Origin of the sequence: Streptomyces sp. NPDC006197 (genome assembly GCF_040613865.1) — a bacterium.
Classification (GTDB): domain Bacteria; phylum Actinomycetota; class Actinomycetes; order Streptomycetales; family Streptomycetaceae; genus Streptomyces.
In genome coordinates, this window is the sequence record NZ_JBEXSZ010000078.1 from 1 (window position 1) to 19,492 (window position 19,492).

The window sequence follows — 19,492 nt, forward strand, 5'->3', positions numbered from 1 at the left end:
AGTTCCACGGCACGATCGCGGCGACGGGCCCGACGGGCCGCCAGCGGACCTCGCTGTGCACGGGACGGCCGTCGTCGATCCGGCGGGACCTGGGGAGCAGCTGGCGCCGGGCCCGCCACCGCTCCAGGTCCGCCGCGTCCCACCGCCCGGCGAACAGGGCGCCGGGCGCGCAGCGTTCGGCCGGCAGGAGGTCCCCGGTCCGGAAGGAGATCGCCATCGCCCGGCTGCGGGTGGCCTGGGCGAGGAAGCGGACGCCGTCGCCGTCCGGGACGGTCACGGACACCGACTCGTCGAGCGCGTCGGCGAGGGTGACGGCGTGCGGTCCGAGGAGCTCCGGAAGCCCGCAGGAGGCCAGGTAGGCGTTGCCGAGTTCGGCGGCGCCGGGCGCGAGCAGCAGGTCGCGGCCCTCGGCCCGGAGGACGCCGAGGCGGACGAGGGTCGTCGCGACCCGGTCGACGGTGGAGCGGGCGAGCCCGGTCGCCCGGGCGAGGTCACCGGGCCGGTGCCGGACCTCGGGGCCCGTGGCCATGACGCGGAGCACGGCGAGCCCGCGTTCGAGCGGCCCGACCACCTCGTCGGGCGCGCCGACCGGCGCGTCCGCCGGGTCGGGTGCGTCCGGGGCCTCGATGGGCTGCGGCATCGTCCGGACTCCTCGGGCGGTGGTGGGTGGAGCGGGCGAGGGGAAACCGTACCCGCACCTGCCCGCCGACCGGCCCGCCGAGAGCCTCTTCCGTGAGCTCTCCGCCCGCTTCGAGCCGGGGCCCGGCGGATCGCCGACGAGACCCCGGACCGCTGGGACCCGGAGAAGTGACGGGGCGCCACAAGCGCGCCAGGCGATCCGGGCGGTGGCCCCCGAGGGCTCGCGTCGACACGCCTGACCTTGCCGGGGGCGGCGGAGCCATTGACACCGGCATCCGCTTCCGCCTTTATTGACACGTGTCACCAGAGCGAGACCGCCTCTTCGGTCTCGCAGCACCCTCCCCCTCCCCACCGAAGGGACCACACCCATGCCGTCGAAGTCGTCGACCCCGCGCAGAATCGGACTCGCCGCCCTGGGAGCCGTACTCCTGGCCGCGACGGGGGTGACCGCGTACGCCACCACGCCCGAGAGGGCCGCCCCCCTCCCGCTCGCCGGGATGCGGATCCTGATCTCCAACGACGACTCGATGCAGGCGGCGAAGGCGAGCAACTCCGACGGCCTCGGCCTGTACGAGCTCCGCCGCGCGATGTGCGCCGCCGGGGCCGACGTCGTCGTCATGGCGCCCTGGCAGGTCCAGTCCGGCAAGGGCACCGCCGTCACCAACGGCGGCGTCCTCACCGCCCAGCGCCGCACCGCCCTGCCCATCGGCTACGAGGACGACTGCGCCCAGGCGCCCTCGCGGGGAGCCGTCTACGGCGTCTGCCTCGCCGACGGCCACTGCGCCGCGGACTCCCCGTCCGCCACCCCGGCCGACACCGTCAAGCTCGCCCTCCGCGCCGGTCTCGAGGCCGAGGCGGGCTGGACCGGGGCCCCCGACCTCGTCCTCACCGGCATCAACTCGGGACCCAACGTCTCCGCCCAGGTCAACGACTCCGGGACGGTGGGCGCCGCCGTCGCCGCCATCGACCAGAACGTCCCCGCCATCGCGTTCTCCTCGTCCGGCGACGGGACGAACACGTCCTTCCCGCGCGTCAACTACCGCGCCAACGCCGAGTTCGGCGCCCGCTTCGTGGCCGGCCTCGCGCGACGCGGCCTGCTCACCGCCGACTTCGCCCTCAAGGTCGACTACCCCGACGTCAGCACGGGGACGCCCGCCGGACCGCCGCGCTGGACGAGCGTCGGCCACGGGCAGGTCGTCTGGCACGCCTACGAGCGGACCGGTGGGAACTCCTTCCGGATCGCCCTCGGCCTCTGCGAGGAGGCGCCGGGCGATCCCTGCACCGAGACCCTGAAGGACGCCGACTCCACCGCCCTGCTCCGCGACGGCCGCATCGCCGTGGCACCGGTGACCGCCGACCGCACCTACGGCGTGCGGGAACCACACCCCGAGACGCTGTGGAAGATCCGCCGGTACGTCGAACACGACGCTCCTCGCCGCTGACCCTCAGGGACCGGACCCAGCTCGGCGGGGCGACTTCCGAGCGCCGTCAGGGATGGGTGAACACCCCGACCATGCGGGTGTCCGGGTTGCTGCTCAGCCCGACGATCGCGCCGCCGTCGGCACGGTTGACGCGGGCGTGCGCGCCCGCGTAACCGTCGTCGGTGAGGAAGAACCCCAGCGCCGCGATCCAGTCGTCCACGGCCCCGGTCGCCGGGTCGTACACGGGCTCGGGCCGCGGCACGACCCGCTCCTGCGCCACGTAGCCGCCGCGCTCGACCGCGAGGTCCAGGGCCTTGTACCACTCGGCGTCGGTGCACTCCCAGCCGACGAACGTGTCCAGCCCGCCGTACCCGGCCCCGGGCTTGAGGATGAGCCGCTCCCGCCGCTCCCGGCAGAACTCGACGAGCCCGGCGGGACCGGAGGCGCGCAGCGCCCGGCTCCACGGCAGGACCCGCTCGATCAGGGCCCGCTCACCGGCGTCGAAGGCGTCGTCCGATCGCGGGTCGGAGAGGAGGGCGAGAGCGCTCTTGTGGGAGTAGAGGCCGCTCTCCAGCGACGTGAACAGCACGGTCCTGCCCGCCTCGTGGGCGCGGAAGAACGGCTCCGCCACACCCGGCCCCTCGGGGTCGTCGAGCAGCTGGCTCGCCGCGAAGTTCCGCAGCACCAGGTCCAGCGGGGTGCCGTCCAGGGTGAGTTTTCCGTCGGCACGCGCGCGTACGTCGCCGATCTCGCCGATCCTCAGGTCGAGACCCTGCTCGGCCATCGCCTCCTGGGTGGCGCGCATCATCCGTCCGTACGGGCCGACGCCGCCGCGCCCCTCGATCAGGCCGATCACCGGCTCCGAGGAGCCGGACAGCGCGGGGCGGGCGCGGTCGCGCAGGACGGCGGCCATCCGCTCGGCGATGTCCACGTGGCCGAGGTCGTGCTCGCGCGCGAAGGCGGCGAACTCGGGGACCTTCAGCAGCGCCTGGTCGAAGACGTCCATGTCGAGGCCGCCGACCTCGCTGCCGAGGTTGAACTCCAGGAGCTTGAACGAGGTGCCGTCGTGGTACGCGTCGGCGCGCCCCAGTTTGGCGGGGACGCCCGACCCGGCCCGGCGGAGCAGGGCCACCAGCGCCGGTCCGAGCCCGATCTCCGCCGCGTACCGCTCGACGTCCCCGCCGAACAGCCGCTCCGGCAACGACAGGAGAAGGTCGAACAACCCCTCCAGGTCCCGCGCGAACGCGGCCGTCTCCGAGGCCCGGACGAACCAGGGCCGCGGCAGCAGGTGGGCCCGCCAGGCCTCCTCGAAGGCCGGTGGCAGTTCGGCCCGCGCGACGGCCGTCGCGAGCCCGCCGTCCCCGCGCAGGCACTCGTCCACGTATATCCGGCTCAGGTCGGTCATCGGCATCGCTCGCTTCTTCTGAAGAGATCGGGTACGTGCTCCGAGTGGCGAGCAGGTTACCTCAGTAACCGATCCGTACTCCCGTGATCGCGTGACGGTCCGTCAATCCGCCGGTGGCGGCGGAGAAACCGACCAGGACGTTCTGGGGGAGCGTGAGCGCCACGTCGATGACCTGGGTGTTGTCGACCAGGACGACGAGACGGCCGGCGGCGGTGACGTAGACGTCGATCACATGACTGCCCGTACGCAGCGCGGGCACGGCCGTCGAGGTCGCCGCGTACCGCAGGGTGGTGCCCGAGCCGCCGGTCGCGACGCCCACGAAGTTCGACGAGGGCTCCCCGGTGTTGCGGTACGTGTCCAGGGTGACCGCCACTCCGCTCAGGCCGGCGAAGCCGAGGCCCCCGCCTCCGCCGCCGAGGGCGCCGGCCGTCGTACGGGAGGCGTCGAGGAGCAGCAGCGCCAGCCCGTCGCCGCCGGTGCCGCCGGAGAGTGTGGCGGTGAAGCGGGCCCTGAGCCGCGCGGAGGGCACGGCGGTGGCCTGGACCGCCGAACCCTTCAGGTACGTCTGGGCCGGGGTCAGGACGAGCGTGGTGCCCGACAGGGCGGCGCTGCCGTTGTACTTCCAGCCGTTGGGGCCGGGCGGCGGCACGGCGTACGAGGCGGCGGTGATCGACGCGCCCCGCACGGCGTGGATGTCGGTCACGCCGCCCGTGCCGCCGGTGAAGGCGAGCAGCGCGGCCGGGGGCAGCGAGGCGACCGTGGTCCGCAGCCGCTGGGTGCCGTCGACGGAGACGGTGACGGTCTTGCCGGTGACCGAGACGGCGACCGTGTGGGTGCCCGACCGCAGGTTCGGCACGCTCGACGTCGTCGACGCGTAGGTGAGGGTCGAGCCGCTGCCCCCGGTGGCGATGCCGACGAAGTTCGCGGACGGATCGCCCGTGTTCCGGTAGGTGTCGAAGGCGACGGCCACGCCCGGCAGACCGACGTAGCCGAGGCCGCCGCCGACGCCGCCGAGCGCGGAAGGCGTGGTCCTCGCCGGGTCGAGCAGCGAGAACGTGAGGCCGTCGCCGCCGGTGCCGCCGCCGATGACCGTGGTGAAGGAGGCCTTCAGCCCGTCGGTGAGCACGGGCACGGGCCAGACCGCGGAACCCCGCTGGGAGGTGCTCGCCTGGGTCAGCTGGAGGTCGGCGCCGGAGATCCGCGTGGAGCCGTTCAGCTTCCAGCCGCCCGCGCCGGGCGTGGGGACGGTGACCGTGCTCCCGGTGACACCGGAGCCGGTCAGCGTCTCGTTGTGGGGACCGCTCCCGTCGTCGGCGGTCAGCTCGTACGCGGCCGTCGCCGCACCGAGGGACGTGGGGGAGAAGGTGACGGCCTGGTGGACCACGTCGTCGGGGCCGAGGACCTGGCCCTCGCTGATCGGATTGGTGACGTGGAAGGGGGCCGCCGGAGGCTTCGCCTTGGTGAGGGTGAGGGGGATGTTCCCGGTGTTGCTGATGTCGAAGGTCTTCGTCACGGACTCGCCGACCCTCACCTGCCCGAAGTCCGTCGAGGTCGGCGTGATGGTGAGCTGCGCCCGTCCGGTCACGGCCGTGCCGCTCAGGGCGACGGACACCGTGCCGTTCGTCCCGGTGACGGCGAGCGTCCCGGTGTCCTGTCCGGCAGCCGTCGGCGCGTACGCCACCTGCACGGTGACGGACTGCCGCGGCGGGACGACCGTGCCGGCCGCGGGCGGGTCGGAGGCGGTGAACGGGGCGCCCGGCGGGGAGACGGAGGAGATCGTCTCGTCGGCCGTCCCCGTGTTGGTGAACGTCACGCCGAGCGTCTTCCGCGTCGTCGTGGCCACCGTCCCGAAGTCCAGCGCGGCCGGGGACGCGAGGAGGCCGGGCCTCGTCCCGTACCCGGTGAGGCCGAGCGCGCTGTCGCCCAGATCGGTGGCGAAGGTCAGGGCCGAGGTGTCGGGCCCCGGCGCCGTCGGCGAGAACGCCACCCGCACCGTATGGGTCTCGCCCGCCCGCAGCGCCCGGGGCAGACCCGAGGAGGACGCGGAGAACGCACTGCCGGCCGGCGTGCTCACCCCCGTGATCGTCACGTCCCGGGTCGCCGTGACGGTCGCCGTCACCGTCCCCGTCGCCCCGACCGCGACCTCGCCGGCGTCCACCGGCTCACCCGTCAGCGCCGAGTTGGCGGGGCGGCCGAAGGCCATCACGTGCCCGTCCCGCGTCCCCACGTAGACCCGTCCGCCGTCGGTGGCCGGCACCGCGAACTTCGAGGCCACGCCGATCGGCGCCGACCAGCGCAGCCGCAGCGCCCCGTTCACCGGCACGGCGTCGTACGCGCGCAGCTGCCCGTTGGCACCGTTCGCCCCGTCCGACGCGACGGCCCACACCAGCGCCGAACCGGGGTTCGTCCCCGTCGACGTCACCACCGGCGACCCCGAGGTGTAGCCGAACCGCTCCGCGCTGCTGCCCGTGTTGGTGAGCCCCGGGAGGCCCGAGCCGGTGAGACCGTACGCGAACGCCCGCAGCGGCCCCCGGCTGCCGATCGTGTACACGTAGCCGCCCTGCCCGCCGTACACCGCGGGATGTCCCCAGACGCCCTCGTACGGACCGAAGGTGCCGAGCACCTTGTCGGTGCCGCCGGGGCCCTGGCTCCGGCCGCCGAGGTCGTCCCGGTCCAGCAGGAACAGCCGCCCGTCCTTGCCGATCTGGACGAGGAGCCGCGGATACCGGCTGGTCCCGAAGAGCGGCTCGGGGAGGGCCACCGGGCCGCCCGACCCGAGGTCGGTGTCGTTCAGGTCGAGTTGCGGCGCGTCGGACGGGCTGAAGAAGTCCTGCGCCGACATCGTCCCGTCGCTGTTCACCCCCAGCCGGACCACCGACTCCGCCAGCTGTCCCGGCGGCCGGTTGCCCGGGCCCGGCGCGGGGGAGACCCCGTTGCCCGTCGAGAACAGGATCCGGCCCGGACCGTCGGAGACCAGACCGCCCCCGCTCATCCACACGCCCGCCATGCCGTTCGCGGAGGAGTCCTCGGTGGCCCACAGCGTCGTCCTGCGGGTCGAGGTGTTCACCCCCATGACGTAGCCGACGTACGGTCCCCGGTCGCAGTGCGAGGCGAACGCCGCGTACACCGACCCGCCCATCAGCAGCAGCCCGGGCCGCTGAGCCGCGGTGTACGGGTTGAACGCCCGGCCCGGGTCGTTCACCGGCGCGCCTGCCACCTTCACCGGCCAGCCCGAGCGCTCGGCACCCGTCGCCGGGTCGAGCGCGTGCACGTACCAGTTGGGGTGCTGGACGTCCGGGCCGTCGTTCACCTTGGCGGTGAGGTACACGGCGTTGGTCGCCGGGTCGTACACCGGCGTCGACGTGACCCCGATGTTCGGCACCAGGTCGCCGCAGGTGATCGCGGAGGCGGGCCAGGGAGCGCCGAAGTCCTTCGTCCAGCCGATGGCGCCGGTGGCCGCGTCGATCCCGTACACCTTGTTGTTCTCGGTGGCCGCGACCAGGGTGCGCCCCACGACCAGGGGCTGGGCGTAGACCTGGCCGTCGACGGTGGTGGAGAACTGCAGCCCGAAGTCCGAGCTGGACACCTGGTCGGGGGCGAGCCCCGGCTCGTCCCGGTCCCAGCCGGTGCGCAGGTCGTCGTGGGAGATCGTCGTCTGGTCGGCAGCGGCGGCGGGGGCCGCCGGTTGCCGGGTCCCGGCGGGCGCGGCCGTCCCGACGGCCGCGCCGCCGAGGAGGCCCGCCGTGAGGGACATCGTCAGAAATCGGGCGATCGCTCTGCGTCGGCCGGCCATCTCTCCCCTTCACGTGGACGCACGAGGACGAAGACCGGGACGCTCCGCCGGCCTCATCGTGAACCCGCGGTCTGGCGCGGACGTCATCCTGTCGGGTCCCCCACCCCAAATCCACCTGAACGGCGGGGTCCGACGCCCCCACCGGCCCGTCATGTCCCCGGGCGTTAGCGGAACGTGAGCGAGACGTGAGTGGCACGCGGCAGGCTGGTGTGTGCCGGCAGGCCAGGGAGGGACGACCACCCGCCCGGCACGCCCGCCGGCGCGTTCCGAGGAGCGGACCGGAACGAGCGGGACCGTGGCGGCCGTCGTCCTGACAGGTGCCGTCGTGGGGGCGGCACCGGGCAGGACGGGGCGGGGCCGCCGGGAGGCGGCGTCCGGACCGGCCCCGACCGGTCGGGACCCGGGACGGGCCGTGGGGGCCCGCCCCGGGCCCCGGCGTGTCAGGCCCGCCCCGGGTCCCGTCGGTCAGGCCGCCTCGGCGCCCCCGGCCGACGGGACCGGACCGACACCGGCGCGTCCCTGGTGACAGGGCACAGAACGACGACTTCCCCTACTACCAGGAGACATCATGCGACGACGTACCTTCCTCAAGGGCTCGCTGCTGGGCGCGGCCGCCACCGCCGTCCCGCTCGACACCCTGCTCGCCACGGGCGCCTCGGCGGCCGAACCGGCGCCGGTCACCTCCCTGAGCGCGCTGCAGAGCGCGATCGACCGCGCGGTCCCCGGCGACCGGATCGTCGTCGCCGACGGCACGTACACCGTCCCCTCGGGCGGCGCCATCGACGTCTCCGGACGCAGCGGCATCACGATCGTCTCGCAGACCCGCGGCGGCGCCGTCCTGCGCGGCGAGCGCAGCTTCGTCCTCGACGGCGCGAGCGCCGTCACCATCAGCGGCTTCGCGCTCCGGCAGAGCGGCACCCTGGAGATCCCGGCCGGCAGCACGGGAATCCGGCTGACCCGCAACGACATCCGGTTCGCGGACGTGGACGGCCTCGACTGGGTCCTCGTGGAGGGCGACGACGCCAAGATCGACCGGAACCACTTCCACGAGCGCACCACCCAGGGCATCTTCCTCGTCGTCGACGGCCCCGGCACGACCGCCGTGGCCCAGCGCCTCCACGTCTTCAAGAACCACTTCTCCGACCACGGCTACACCGGCGCCAACGGCGGCGAGGCGATCCGGCTCGGCGTCAGCAGCCGGGCGCTGTCCACCGCGGACGCGATCGTGGAGCACAACCTGTTCGAGCGGTGCGACGGCGACCCCGAGGCCATCTCGGTGAAGTCCTCCGGCAACACGATCCGGTACAACACGATCCGCGCCAGCCAGGGCGGCATCGTGCTCCGCCACGGCAACGGCTCCACCGTCGAGGGCAACTGGCTCCTCGGTGGCAAGGAGGGCATCCGCCTCTACGGCAACGACCACCTCGTCGTGAACAACCACCTCGCGGGCCTCACCGGCCGGGCCCTGGTCATCGGCAGCGGCACCACGCGCGACCACCACGAGGGCGAGACCACCGAGGAGCGGCGCGGCAACGACGCCTGCGACCGCGCGGTGATCGTGCACAACACCCTGCGCGGCAACAAGAGTTCCCTCTCGGGCGAGACCCGCACCTACGAGCCGCGCGACGTGGTCGTCGCCGACAACCTCATCGTCGGGGACAGCGGCAGCCTCGTCGCGCTGGGTGCGAACACCGGTTTCATCTGGCAGGGCAACATCCTCTGGGGCGCGGCCTCCGACGGCACCCTCCCCAACGCCGGCTACACCCGCGTCGACCCCCGCCTGACGCAGTCCCCGGACGGCGTCTTCCGCCTCTCGGCGGGCAGCCCCGCGATCGGAGCCGCGACCCTCACCACGGTGGCGGTCCCCGAGGACATCGACGGCCACGCCCGCGGCACGGCGCGCGACATCGGCTCCGACGAGTACTCGACCCTGGCGCCGGTCCGCCGCCCCCTCACCCCGACGGACGTGGGCCCGAACGCCTCCTGAGCCCACCGGGACGGCACGAGACCCTTTCCCTCCGCCCGCCCGTCGTGAGATCGTCCGCGGGTGATGGACGTCGCCGGTGGAGAAACGGATTCAGGACGACCCGATGACGGTGTCGCGTCCGCCCTGCGGTTCGCGACGGAACTCGTCGCCTGGGTGGCCACGCCCTGGGCGCTGGCCGGACACTCGTGGCTGCTCGCCGCCCTGTCCGTGGTGGTCCTGATCGGTCTCCCGACCCTTTTCTCCACCCCGGGGGACAAGGCCCAGGTGATCGTCGCGGTGCCGGGGCGGGTCACGATCCTGCTGGTGCTGCTCCAACTGGCCGCCGCCGTGGCCTCCTCGTGGCTCGCCTGGCCCGCCTGGGCGGCGGTGCCCGTGACCGCGCTGGCCGCCGCGACCGTCGTCACGGAGCGCCGCCGCTGGACCTGGCTGCTCTCCGTGGACCGACGCGCAGCCTGAAGGGCCCGTCCGTCATCCTCCCCGCCCTCCGAGCGGGCTTCCGCCGACCGGATCGCGTTCAGTCGGCGTCCGCACCCCCGTACGGGGCCGGGCGACCAGGAGTGCGCGGGCCCCGTATGATCGCCGAGATCATGATCGACTTCGCGATTTCTCGGGGGAACGTGCACATGACCAGGTTGAGGACAGCCGTCGCCACGGTCGTTCTGGCGGCGGCGGTGACGGCCTGCGGGGCCGGCGACCCGTCCGACGACGCGCGGCCGGCGGACAAGTCCCCGGCGGCGGATGCGTCCGCCGGGGACGCCGGACAGGCGAAGGCCGAGAAGCTCGCCGCCGACCCCGGCACCCGCTACACCACCGTCGTCGTGCCGCCCATGCAAGAGCTCGTCTGCGACGAGGGCGACGGCGGCTTCCACTTCGGCAGCGGCCTCGACATGAGGGTCAACGGCGACGACGACCTGAAGGAGATCGAGGACGACGGCGGGGACGTCGCCGACGAGGTCTCCTGCTTCGGCAGCCCGCGCAACATCCTCCGCAAGGGCACCATGTCCGCCTCGGCGCCCGTCTTCACCGCCCGGACCAACCTGTACGAGGACGTGAAGGACCCCGCCGCCACGCTGAACCGCATCTTCGACGCCTCCGCGAAAGGGGCGACGGAGGACGGCCGTGACTTCCACGGCGACACGAAGACCGTCACCAGCAGCACCCTCGTCGTGAAGTGCCGGCAGAACGTCACCGACACCTTCCCGATGACGACCTGCCTCTGGGCGAACTACGGGGCGGCCGGCGTCCTGGACTTCTTCCCCTTCGACGACCAGTACGTCCCGATCGAGTCGGCCGCGTCGCGCACGCAGGAGTTCGTCGCCGGCGCCCTGAAGAAGTAGGGCCCACCCGGGCGGTCTCAGGACTCCGCGAGGCCGCCCCGGGCGATGACCTCCGCGTACCAGCGGGCGCTGTCCTTCAGGGTCCGCCGCTGTGTCGCGAAGTCCACGTGGACGATGCCGAACCGCTTGCTGTAGCCGTACGCCCACTCGAAGTTGTCGAGCAGCGACCAAAGGAAGTAGCCGCGCACGTCGGCGCCGTCCGCGAGCGCCCGGTGCACCGCCGCCAGATGCGCGTGCAGATACGCCACCCGCTCCGGATCCTTCACGTTCCCCGAGGGGTCGGCGTAGTCGTCGTACGCGGCGCCGTTCTCGGTGATGACCAGCGGTACGCCCGGCAGCTCGTCCCGCAGCCGGACCAGGAGCCCGTGCAGTCCGTCCGCGTCCACCGGCCAGTCCATGGCCGTGCGCGGCCCGGGCGCCGGCTCGAACCGCACGTGCCGCTCGGCGCCGGCCCACGGCGACGGCGACTCGGAGGTGCCGGCCGCGACGACGGCCGGGGAGTAGTAGTTGATGCCCAGCGAGTCGATCGGCGCGGCCGCCGTCGCCAGGTCGCCGTCCCGGACGAACGACCAGTCCGTGACGGCCGCCGTGTCACGGACCAGGTCCTCGGGCAGCCGTCCGTGGAACACCGGGTCGAGGAAGATCCGGTTGCCGACGGCATCGATCCGCCGGGCCGCGTCCAGGTCCTCCGGAGCCTGCGAACGAGCCCGTACGGCATGGAGGTTGAGGGTCAGGGACACCTCCGCCGAACCGGGCAGCGCGCCGCGCAGCGCCCGGGCCGCGAGGCCGTGCGCCAGGTTGAGGTGGTGCGCGGCGCGCAGCGCGGCGACGTCGCTGGTCCGGCCCGGGGCGTGCACGCCGTTCCCGTAGCCGAGGAAGGCCGCACACCAGGGCTCGTTGAGCGTGGTCCAGGTGGCGACCCGGTCGCCGAGCGCGTCCGCCATGACGTGCGCGTACTCGGCGAACCGGTACGCGGTCTCCCGGTGCGGCCAACCGCCGGCGGCGGTCTCCAACTCCTGCGGGAGGTCCCAGTGGTAGAGCGTCACCACCGGCCGGATGCCGGCCTCCAGGAGCGTGTCGGCGAGCCGCCGGTAGAAGTCCAGGCCCTTGCGGACGGCCGGCCCGCGCCCGGTGGGCTGGACCCGCGACCAGGAGACCGAGAAGCGGTAGTCGGTCACGCCGAGCCGCCGCATCAGGGCGACGTCCTCGTCGACCCGGTGGTAGTGGTCGGCGGCGATGTCACCGGTGTCGCCGTTGCGCACCTTGCCGGGCGTACGGCTGAAGACGTCCCAGATGGAGGGGCCGCGGCCGTCCTCGGCGGCGGCTCCCTCGATCTGGTACGCGGCGGTGGCCGTGCCCCAGCGGAAGCCCTCGGGGAAGCGGAGAGGGGTCGTGGGACCGGAGCGGATGTCGAGCGCGGTCATGAGGTGGCAACTCCCTGGGGTGAGAGGTGTGGTGGATGAGGAGGGGGAACGGCGGGCGTCAGCCCTTGACCGCGCCCTGCATGATCCCGCCGACGATCTGCCGGCCGAGGAGGCCGAAGACGAGCAGCACCGGCAGGGTGCCCAGCAGGGTGCCCGCCATGATCACGGACTGGTCGTGGACGTAGCCGCCACCGAGCTGGCGCAGCGCGACCTGGACGGTGGGCTCGGAGGAGGAGAGCGCGACGACGGGCCAGAAGAAGTCGTTCCACGCGGCCATGAAGGTCAGCAGACCGAGCACGGCCATGCCGGGCCGGGCGACCGGCACCACGATCGACCAGAAGATCCTGGCGGTGGAGGCGCCGTCGACCCGGGCCGCCTCGATCAGCTCGTCCGGCAGCGACTGCACCAGGTACTGCCGCATGAAGAACACCCCGAACGCCGACACCAGGCCGGGCAGGATCACCGACTGGAGCTGGTTCACCCAGCCGAGCTCGGCGATCAGCATGAACAGCGGGATCACCCCCAGCTGCGGCGGGATCATCATGGTGCCCACGGTGATCGCGAGCAGCGCGCCCCGGCCCCGGAAGCGGAGCTTCGCGAAGGCGAAACCGGCCAGCGTGCAGCACAGGACCGTGCCGAGGGTGATCGAGCCGGAGACGAGGAGCGAGTTCAGCAGCGCCTTGCCGATGTCGGCCTCTTCGAGGACCGCCTCGAAGTTCCGCATCAGGTGCGGGCCGGGCAGCAGGGCCGGCGGGACCTTCGCCAGGTCGGCGTTGGAGCGGCTCGCGGCGACGATCGTCCAGTAGAAGGGAAAGGCGGAGAACAGCACGGCGACGACGAGGATCGCGTAGGCGAGCGGTCCGGCGTGCAGGGTGCGCCCCGCCCGCCGGGGGCCACGCGCGCGTACGGGGGCCGGGGGAGCGGGCGGCTGACCGGCGGCCGCGGCCGACCGCGGGGTCGTCGCCGGGGCGGTGGGCACGGTCATCGGCCGGCCTCCTTGCGGGAACGGCGGCGCGCGACCAGGGCGTTGAGCCCGACGAGCACCACGATGAGCAGGAACATCACCCAGGCGACGGCCGCGGCCCGCCCCAGGTGGAAGAAGCCCCAGCCCTGCTCGTACATGTAGAGGCCGAGCGTCTGGTACTGGTGCGAGATGCCGCCCGAGATCGAGCCTTCGAGGAGCAGCGGCTCGCCGAACAGCTGGGTCGCGCCGATCGTGGAGACGATGACGGTGAAGAGGATGGTGGGCCGCAGCCCCGGCAGCGTGACGTGGAAGAACTGCCGCCACTGCGAGGCCCCGTCCATCGCGGCCGCCTCGTACAGCTCGTCCGGTATGGACTGCATGCCGGCCAGGTAGATCAGCGCGTTGTAGCCGGTCCAGCGCCAGATGACGACCGTGGACACCGCGATCTGCGAGGCGACCGTGCCGTTCTGCCAGTCGACGGGGTCGACGCCGACGAGGCCGAGCGCGTAGTTGACCAGCCCGAAGTCGCGGCCGAAGAGCTGGGCGAAGACGAGGGTGGCGGCGGCGACCGAGGTCGCGTACGGCAGCAGGACCGCCGTCCGCAGGAAGGTGCGGCCGCGCATCCGGTAGTTCAGCAGGTGCGCGAGACCGAGGGCCATGACCAGCTGCGGCACGGTGGAGAGCACGCCGATGGTGAAGGTGTTGCGCAGCGACGTCCAGAAGTACTCGTCGCCGAGGAGCGCGGTGTAGTTGCCGAGGCCCCGCCACTCCATGTCGCCGGGGGTCTGGAGCTCCACCCGGTACAGCGAGACGAAGGCCGTGTAGAGCAGCGGGAAGAGGCCGAACGCGGCGAACAGGGTGAAGAACGGGGCGAGATAGGCGTACGGCGAGACCGTCCGCCAGGCCCGCCGGGCGGCCCCCGGCCGGGCCGGCGGGACGGCACGCGGCACGACCGGTGCCTGGGGTGCGGTGAGGGTCACGATGCGGCCCTTCGATGAGGGGTCGGGGCGAGGGGGGTACGGGGGCGGCGCCGGGCGGGGCGTGCGGCGCCGGACGGCATGCATGGCGCCGGAGGGGCAGGCGCGGCGGCCTGGCGGGCATGCGCGGCGGCCCGGTGGACGTGCGCGACGCCCGGCGGCCGGCTTCGCGTCAGCCGATGGTGTTCTCGACGCCCTTCCTGGCGTTCGACCAGGCCTTCTCGGGCGAGGTGCCCTTGCGCTCGACCTCGCTCAGCGCGTTGGTGATCTGCTGCGCGATGTTCTGGTCGTGCACGCCGAGGACCTGGACGGGGGCCGCCTTCGCCGCGTCGCCGAAGATCTTCCCGATCGGGGCGTCGGAGAAGAACGGGTCCTTCGCGCCGGCGACCCCGTCGATCGCGCCGGTGGCGGAGGGGAAGTTGCCCTGCTTCTCGAAGAGCCGGGTCTGCTGCTCGGGCGCGGTGAGCCACTCGATCAGCTCGTACGCCTCCTTCTTGTGCTTCGCCGCCCGGGGCACGGCCAGGTAGGAGCCGCCCCAGTTGCCCGCGCCGCCGGGGAGCGCGGCGACGTCCCACTTGCCCTTGCCGGCCTCGCCAGCCTGGCCCTTGATGTACCCGAGCATCCAGGCGGGGCAGGGGATCGTGGCGAAGGAGCCGGCGGCGAAGGCCTGGTTCCACTGCGGGGACCACTGGTCGAGCTTGGCGCTCAGGCCGTCCCGCGCGGCCTCGACGGCGTGGTCCCAGGCGGTGCGCAGCGCGGGGTTGTCCTCCCAGATCAGCTTCCCGGAGGCGTCGTAGTACCGCTCCTTCTCCTGCCCGATCATGATCGAGTACAGGCTGCCGACGCTGTCGATCCACGCGCTCCTACCCGGGGCCTTCGCCTTGTACCGCTTCCCGAGCTCCAGGTAGCCGTCCCAGGTGGCCCACTTCTTCGCCAGTTCCTCGCGGTCGGTCGGCAGTCCGGCCTGCTCGAACAGGTCCCTCCGGTAGCACAGGGCCTCCGGGCCGACGTCCGTGCCGAGGCCGAGGACCTCGCCGCCCTTGCCGGTGGCGGCGGCCCACTTGGCAGGGGCGAACCGGTCCTTGAGGGTGTCCGCCCCGTACTTCCTCAGGTCCTCGAACCGCTCGGCCTGCTGCTGGGTGACGGAGGCGATCCGGCCGACCTCGATGCCCTGCACGTCGGCGAGGCCGCCGCCGCCGGCGAGCCGGGTCTGGAGGGACTTCCAGTAGTCGGCCTCGTCCTCGGTGTCCGTCTGCTTGATCGTGACGCCGGGGTGGAGCCTCTCGTACTCCGCGTACAGCCCGGCCTCCTTGTACCCGAAGGAGCCGAACAGGTCCACGGTGACCGTGACCTCGCCCCCGGCGCCGTCCTCGGACGCGCCGTCCGTCGAACTCCCGCAGGCGGCGAGCAGTGCCCCGGTGAGCACGACCGCCCCCAGGCGGGCGGCGGTTCTTCTGGCGGCTCGGGCGATGGGCATGGGAAGCCTCCTTGGCTCCGGAACGAGCGAGAACGTCTGAGAGCGCTCTCAAGCCTGCGGGGGGAGCGTGCCCGTGGAGAGGGTTGCCCGTCAAGACTCGAAGGCGTATCGGACGGGAGACGAGCTCAACTCCCGCTTGTGTTCAATCCATTGACACAGCCGTTTCGCGGGTTCTACGTTTCCGACACTCTGAGAGCGCTCTCACATTCATCCCCGCGCACACCCCCATCCGCCGCGACGACATGAGGTGCTCCTTCATGCCAGCCCCCCGCAGCAGGCCGGCCGCAGCGCTGGTCCTGGTCTCCGCCCTCGCCGCCCTGGGACTCGGCCCCGCCGCCGGTCCCGCGGCGGCGGCCACCGTCCCCGTGGGCGCCGGAAGCTACTCCGACACCCGCCCCGCCGGCACCTCGGGCCCCACCACCAACACCGGCACCCCCGTCACCCCCAAGGTCACCCCGGCCGCCCAGGGCAAACCGGTCCCCACCAACGACTGGTGGTCCTCCCTCGCCTTCCAGCGGTACGGGGACAACCCGTACTCCACCCCCATGTACGGCCACCCGCTCACCTACCAGGCCGTCGCCGGCGGCCTGGAGATCGGCTACCCGACCAGCCCCGCGATCGTCGGCGACGGACGGCAGTACGAGTTCGCCCACAAGCGCGACCTCACCCTCGGCCTCACCGGACTCAACTCGCCCGACACCAAGGCCGACGCCTGGTCCGACTGGACCGTCACCCCCTACTGGTCCGACGGCGCCCGCACCCTGCGCACCACCATCGGCCACGGTCTGCCCTTCGTGTACGCCAGGGGCAGCGGCGGCGACGCCCGGATCACCACCGCCGAGCCGCCCGCCGTCTTCGCCGACCAGGGCAACGTCCTCGGCATCACCGTCGCGGGCCACCACTACGCCCTCTTCGCGCCCACCGGCACCGACTGGAACGTCTCCGGCACGACCGTCACCGCCGGCCTCGGCGGCAAGGACTACTTCTCCGTCGCCGTCCTGCCCTCCACCGACGCCCTCGCGACCTACCGGAAGTACGCGTACAGCTTCGTCACCGGCTCCACGGTCAACTGGAGCTACGACGCGGGCACCGTCCGCGCCACCTACACCCTCACCACCGAGGCGAAGGAAGGCACCGAACGGGGCACCCTCCAGGCGCTCTACCGGCACCAGTGGCTGCACACCGCGGACCCGCTCACCCCGTACACGTACGTCTCGCCCCGCGGCACCATGAAGGTCCGCGAGTCGGCCTCCTTCACGACCTCCCAGCGAGCCGCCGCCACCCTCCCCGCACTCCCCGGCGCCGGCGTGGACCCCGCCCGGCTGCGCGGCCACCTGAACGAGGTCGCGAACTCCGCCGACCCCTTCTCCGGCGCCGTCGACACGTACTGGACCGGCAAGGCGCTCGGCAAGCTCGCCCAACTGGTCCCGCTCGCCGACCAGATCGGCGAGGGCGCGATCCGCGACAAGCTCCTCGGCCTGATCAAGAGCCGTCTCCAGGACTGGTTCACGGCCGGCGGCGCCAACGAGTTCTCGTACGACCGGACCTGGAAGACCCTCATCGGCTACCCGGCCTCCTACGGCAGCGACACCGAACTCAACGACCACCACTTCCACTACGGCTACTACGTGTACGCGGCCGCGATCGTCGCCCAGTACGACCCCTCCTGGGCCGCCGACTCCGCCTGGGGCGCCATGGTGGGGACCCTGATCCGGGACACCGCCGACCCCAGCCGCACCGACAGCGCCTTCCCCTTCCTCCGCGGCTTCGACGTCTACGCCGGACACAGCTGGGCCAGCGGTCACCAGGGCTTCGCCGCCGGCAACAACCAGGAGTCGTCCTCCGAGTCGACGAACCTCAGCGCCGCGCTCGTCCTCTGGGGCTCGGCCACCGGCGACACCCGGCTCCGCGACCTCGGCACCTACCTGCTGACCACCGAGGGCGAGGCCGTCGCGCAGTACTGGTTCGACGCCGACCAGCAGGTCTTCCCCGCCGCCTTCCGGCACGACACCGTCGGCATGGTCTGGGGCAGCGGCGCCGCCTACTCCACCTGGTGGACCGCGAACCCGGAGGAGATCCACGGCATCAACGCCCTTCCGATCACGGGCGGTTCGCTCCACCTCGCCGGCCACAAGGAAGCCGTCCGGCGCAACATCGCCGAGATGGAACGCGAGAACGGCGGTCCCGCCGTCGAATGGCGCGACATCCTCTGGGAGTTCCAGTCCCTGGCCGATCCCGGCGCCGCCAAGGCCAAGTGGGACGCGGGCAACGCCGGATACACCCCGGAGGCGGGGGAGTCCAAGGCCCACACCTACCACTGGCTCACGGCGCTCGACACGCTCGGCGCGCCCGACGCGACGGTCACCGGATCCATCCCCACCTCCGCCGTCTTCGCCAAGGGCACCACCCGGACCTACGTGGCCCACAACCACGGCACGACCGCCCGCACGGTCACCTTCTCGGACGGCGCTTCCCTCTCCGTACCCGCCCGCTCCACCGCGACCGGCACCGGCACGGGCGGCTCCGACCCGGACCCGGAGCCCTCCACGGGCAACACCTTCCAGCTCCGCACCGGCGGCGCCCTCACCACGGCCACCGGGGCCACGGCGGGCAGCGACACCCTCGCCTCGGCGCAGGGCGCCAACCACGACGGCACCCCGTACCGGCCCCTCGTCTACGAGGCCAGGGGCGTCAACGGCACCCTGAGGAGCGGAGGCTCGACCGCCTTCCGCCTCCAGGTGGACGCCGGCACGACGGTCGGACTCGGCCAGCAGGCCCGCGTCAGCTACGACCTCACCGGCGACGGCACCTTCGACCGGACGGAGACGTACCAATACTTCGCGACGGACCCGGTCACCGGCTGGGAGGAGTACGGCCAGTCCCGCGGCCTGAAGTCCGCCACCGGAACGCTCGGCGACCTGCGCGGCGGCACGGTCCGGCTGGAGGTCTGGAGCGCGATCGGGAACGGCGACTCACGGCTCCAGACGGGCACGGACCGGTCCGTCCTCGTCATCCCGTACGACTGACCGCCCGTTCGGCACGGAGGGGGCGGGACCGTCGCGCCCGCCCCCTCCCGGCGGTCGCGCTGTCGCCCCGCCTGCTCGTCGCCGTGGACTATGGTGGGGGAATGACCACCGGGACGGCATCACGCCACACACGGATCGGTGACCCGGTGCCCTCCTGAGCGCCGTACGGGCCGGTGGGGGCCCGCTGCCCGATCGAGGAGCCCGCGCCGCCGCGCGGGCTCCGCCTCCGTCGTGTTGACCACAGGCTCACCGCACCCCACACGACAGGAGCACCCATGCCCATCGAGACCTTGCGGATTCCCACCCCGGACGGCCTGGCCGACGCCTTCGCCGCCGTCCCCGACCACGGCGAGCGGCACCCGGGGGTGCTGATGTACGCCGACGGCTTCGGCATCCGGCCCGCACTGCGGGAGATGGCCCGCGAACTGGCCGACCACGGGTACTACGTACTCGTCCCCAACCTCTTCTACCGGCACGGACCGGCACCGGTCGTCGAGCTTCCGGAGCACATCGGAGAAGACGTCCGGCCCGCGATCTTCGCCCGGCTGATGCCTCTGATCGAGGCGCACACCACCGAACGCGTCCTGCGCGACGCCGACGCCTACCTCGGGTTCCTCACCACCCGGCCCGAGGTCGACGCCGGTCCGGTCGCGGTGACCGGCTACTGCATCGGCGGCCTCCTGGCGACGCGCACCGCCGCCGCCCACCCCGACCGGGTCGCCGCCGTCGCCGCGTTCCACGCCCCCGTGGGCGTCGACGGGCCCGACCTCTTCGCCAAGATCACCGCCCGGGTCCACCTCGGCCACGCCGAAGGCGACATGACCCCCGAGGCCCTCGCCGAGCTCGACCGGGCTCTGCGCGCCGCAGGCGTCGACCACACCTCGGAGGTCTACCCCGGCACCAGCCACGGCTTCACCATGTCCGACACCGACGCCTTCAGCGCCTCCGGGCTGAAGCGCCACTGGGACCGCTTGCTCCCCCTCCTGGACCGCACCCTGGGCGGCAGCTGAGGCCCCCGGTCCGGAAACCTCCTGAAGTACAC

Annotated in this window: 13 protein-coding genes; 6 read left to right on the forward strand and 7 right to left on the reverse strand. The window is 73.0% G+C overall.

What is annotated here, in order from left to right:
* On the reverse strand, nt 1–640 hold a 640-nt coding region (locus tag ABZ318_RS23325), incomplete at its 3' end, for a helix-turn-helix domain-containing protein (RefSeq protein ID WP_356904406.1).
* Nucleotides 641–1,007: 367 nt separating this feature from the next.
* Between ABZ318_RS23325 and ABZ318_RS23330 the strand changes: the two genes are divergently transcribed.
* Nucleotides 1,008–2,081, forward strand: a complete 1,074-nt coding sequence (locus ABZ318_RS23330; protein ID WP_356904407.1) for a 5'/3'-nucleotidase SurE — start codon at nt 1,008–1,010, stop codon at nt 2,079–2,081.
* Between the two features lie 46 nt (nt 2,082–2,127).
* On the opposite strand, the gene ABZ318_RS23335 is transcribed toward ABZ318_RS23330, so the two are convergent.
* On the reverse strand, nt 2,128–3,471 hold the full coding sequence (locus ABZ318_RS23335) for a hypothetical protein (RefSeq protein WP_356904408.1): 1,344 nt from the start codon (nt 3,469–3,471) through the stop codon (nt 2,128–2,130).
* A 55-nt stretch (nt 3,472–3,526) separates the two neighbouring features.
* A complete protein-coding gene (locus ABZ318_RS23340; protein ID WP_356904409.1) occupies nt 3,527–7,219 on the reverse strand; it encodes a choice-of-anchor D domain-containing protein in 3,693 nt (1,230 codons plus the stop codon).
* A 607-nt stretch (nt 7,220–7,826) separates the two neighbouring features.
* Here ABZ318_RS23340 and ABZ318_RS23345 point away from each other — a divergent pair.
* The 3 genes from ABZ318_RS23345 to ABZ318_RS23355 all read left to right on the forward strand — a co-directional run bounded on the left by ABZ318_RS23345 (nt 7,827) and on the right by ABZ318_RS23355 (nt 10,582).
* Nucleotides 7,827–9,245, forward strand: coding sequence for a polysaccharide lyase 6 family protein (locus ABZ318_RS23345; RefSeq protein ID WP_356904410.1), 1,419 nt, complete (start codon nt 7,827–7,829; stop codon nt 9,243–9,245).
* Between the two features lie 63 nt (nt 9,246–9,308).
* The gene (locus ABZ318_RS23350; protein WP_356904430.1) at nt 9,309–9,701 is read left to right on the forward strand and encodes a hypothetical protein; all 393 of its coding nucleotides are present in this window, start codon (nt 9,309–9,311) and stop codon (nt 9,699–9,701) included.
* Nucleotides 9,702–9,817: 116 nt separating this feature from the next.
* Complete coding sequence (locus ABZ318_RS23355; RefSeq protein ID WP_356904411.1) at nt 9,818–10,582, forward strand: hypothetical protein; 765 nt, start codon at nt 9,818–9,820, stop codon at nt 10,580–10,582.
* Nucleotides 10,583–10,599: 17 nt separating this feature from the next.
* Here ABZ318_RS23355 and ABZ318_RS23360 read toward each other — a convergent pair whose 3' ends face one another.
* The 4 genes from ABZ318_RS23360 to ABZ318_RS23375 all read right to left on the reverse strand — a co-directional run bounded on the left by ABZ318_RS23360 (nt 10,600) and on the right by ABZ318_RS23375 (nt 15,424).
* On the reverse strand, nt 10,600–12,006 hold the full coding sequence (locus tag ABZ318_RS23360) for a GH1 family beta-glucosidase (RefSeq protein WP_356904412.1): 1,407 nt from the start codon (nt 12,004–12,006) through the stop codon (nt 10,600–10,602).
* Between the two features lie 58 nt (nt 12,007–12,064).
* Nucleotides 12,065–12,991 carry a carbohydrate ABC transporter permease gene (locus ABZ318_RS23365; protein WP_356904413.1) on the reverse strand — a complete coding sequence of 309 codons (927 nt, stop codon included), beginning with the start codon at nt 12,989–12,991 and terminating at the stop codon, nt 12,065–12,067.
* Nucleotides 12,988–13,950 carry a sugar ABC transporter permease gene (locus tag ABZ318_RS23370; RefSeq protein ID WP_356904414.1) on the reverse strand — a complete coding sequence of 321 codons (963 nt, stop codon included), beginning with the start codon at nt 13,948–13,950 and terminating at the stop codon, nt 12,988–12,990. The genes ABZ318_RS23365 and ABZ318_RS23370 overlap by 4 nt, the downstream gene beginning before the upstream one ends.
* A gap of 169 nt (nt 13,951–14,119) precedes the next feature.
* Entirely contained in the window at nt 14,120–15,424 is a 1,305-nt protein-coding gene (locus ABZ318_RS23375) for an extracellular solute-binding protein (RefSeq protein WP_356904415.1), read from the reverse strand.
* A 257-nt stretch (nt 15,425–15,681) separates the two neighbouring features.
* Between ABZ318_RS23375 and ABZ318_RS23380 the strand changes: the two genes are divergently transcribed.
* Both ABZ318_RS23380 and ABZ318_RS23385 read left to right on the forward strand, forming a co-directional pair.
* The gene (locus ABZ318_RS23380) at nt 15,682–18,450 is read left to right on the forward strand and encodes a glycosyl hydrolase (RefSeq protein ID WP_356904416.1); all 2,769 of its coding nucleotides are present in this window, start codon (nt 15,682–15,684) and stop codon (nt 18,448–18,450) included.
* Nucleotides 18,451–18,725: 275 nt separating this feature from the next.
* Nucleotides 18,726–19,460: a dienelactone hydrolase family protein gene (locus ABZ318_RS23385; protein WP_356904417.1), complete on the forward strand. Its 735-nt coding sequence runs from the start codon at nt 18,726–18,728 to the stop codon at nt 19,458–19,460.
* Nucleotides 19,461–19,492: the final 32 nt, after the last annotated feature.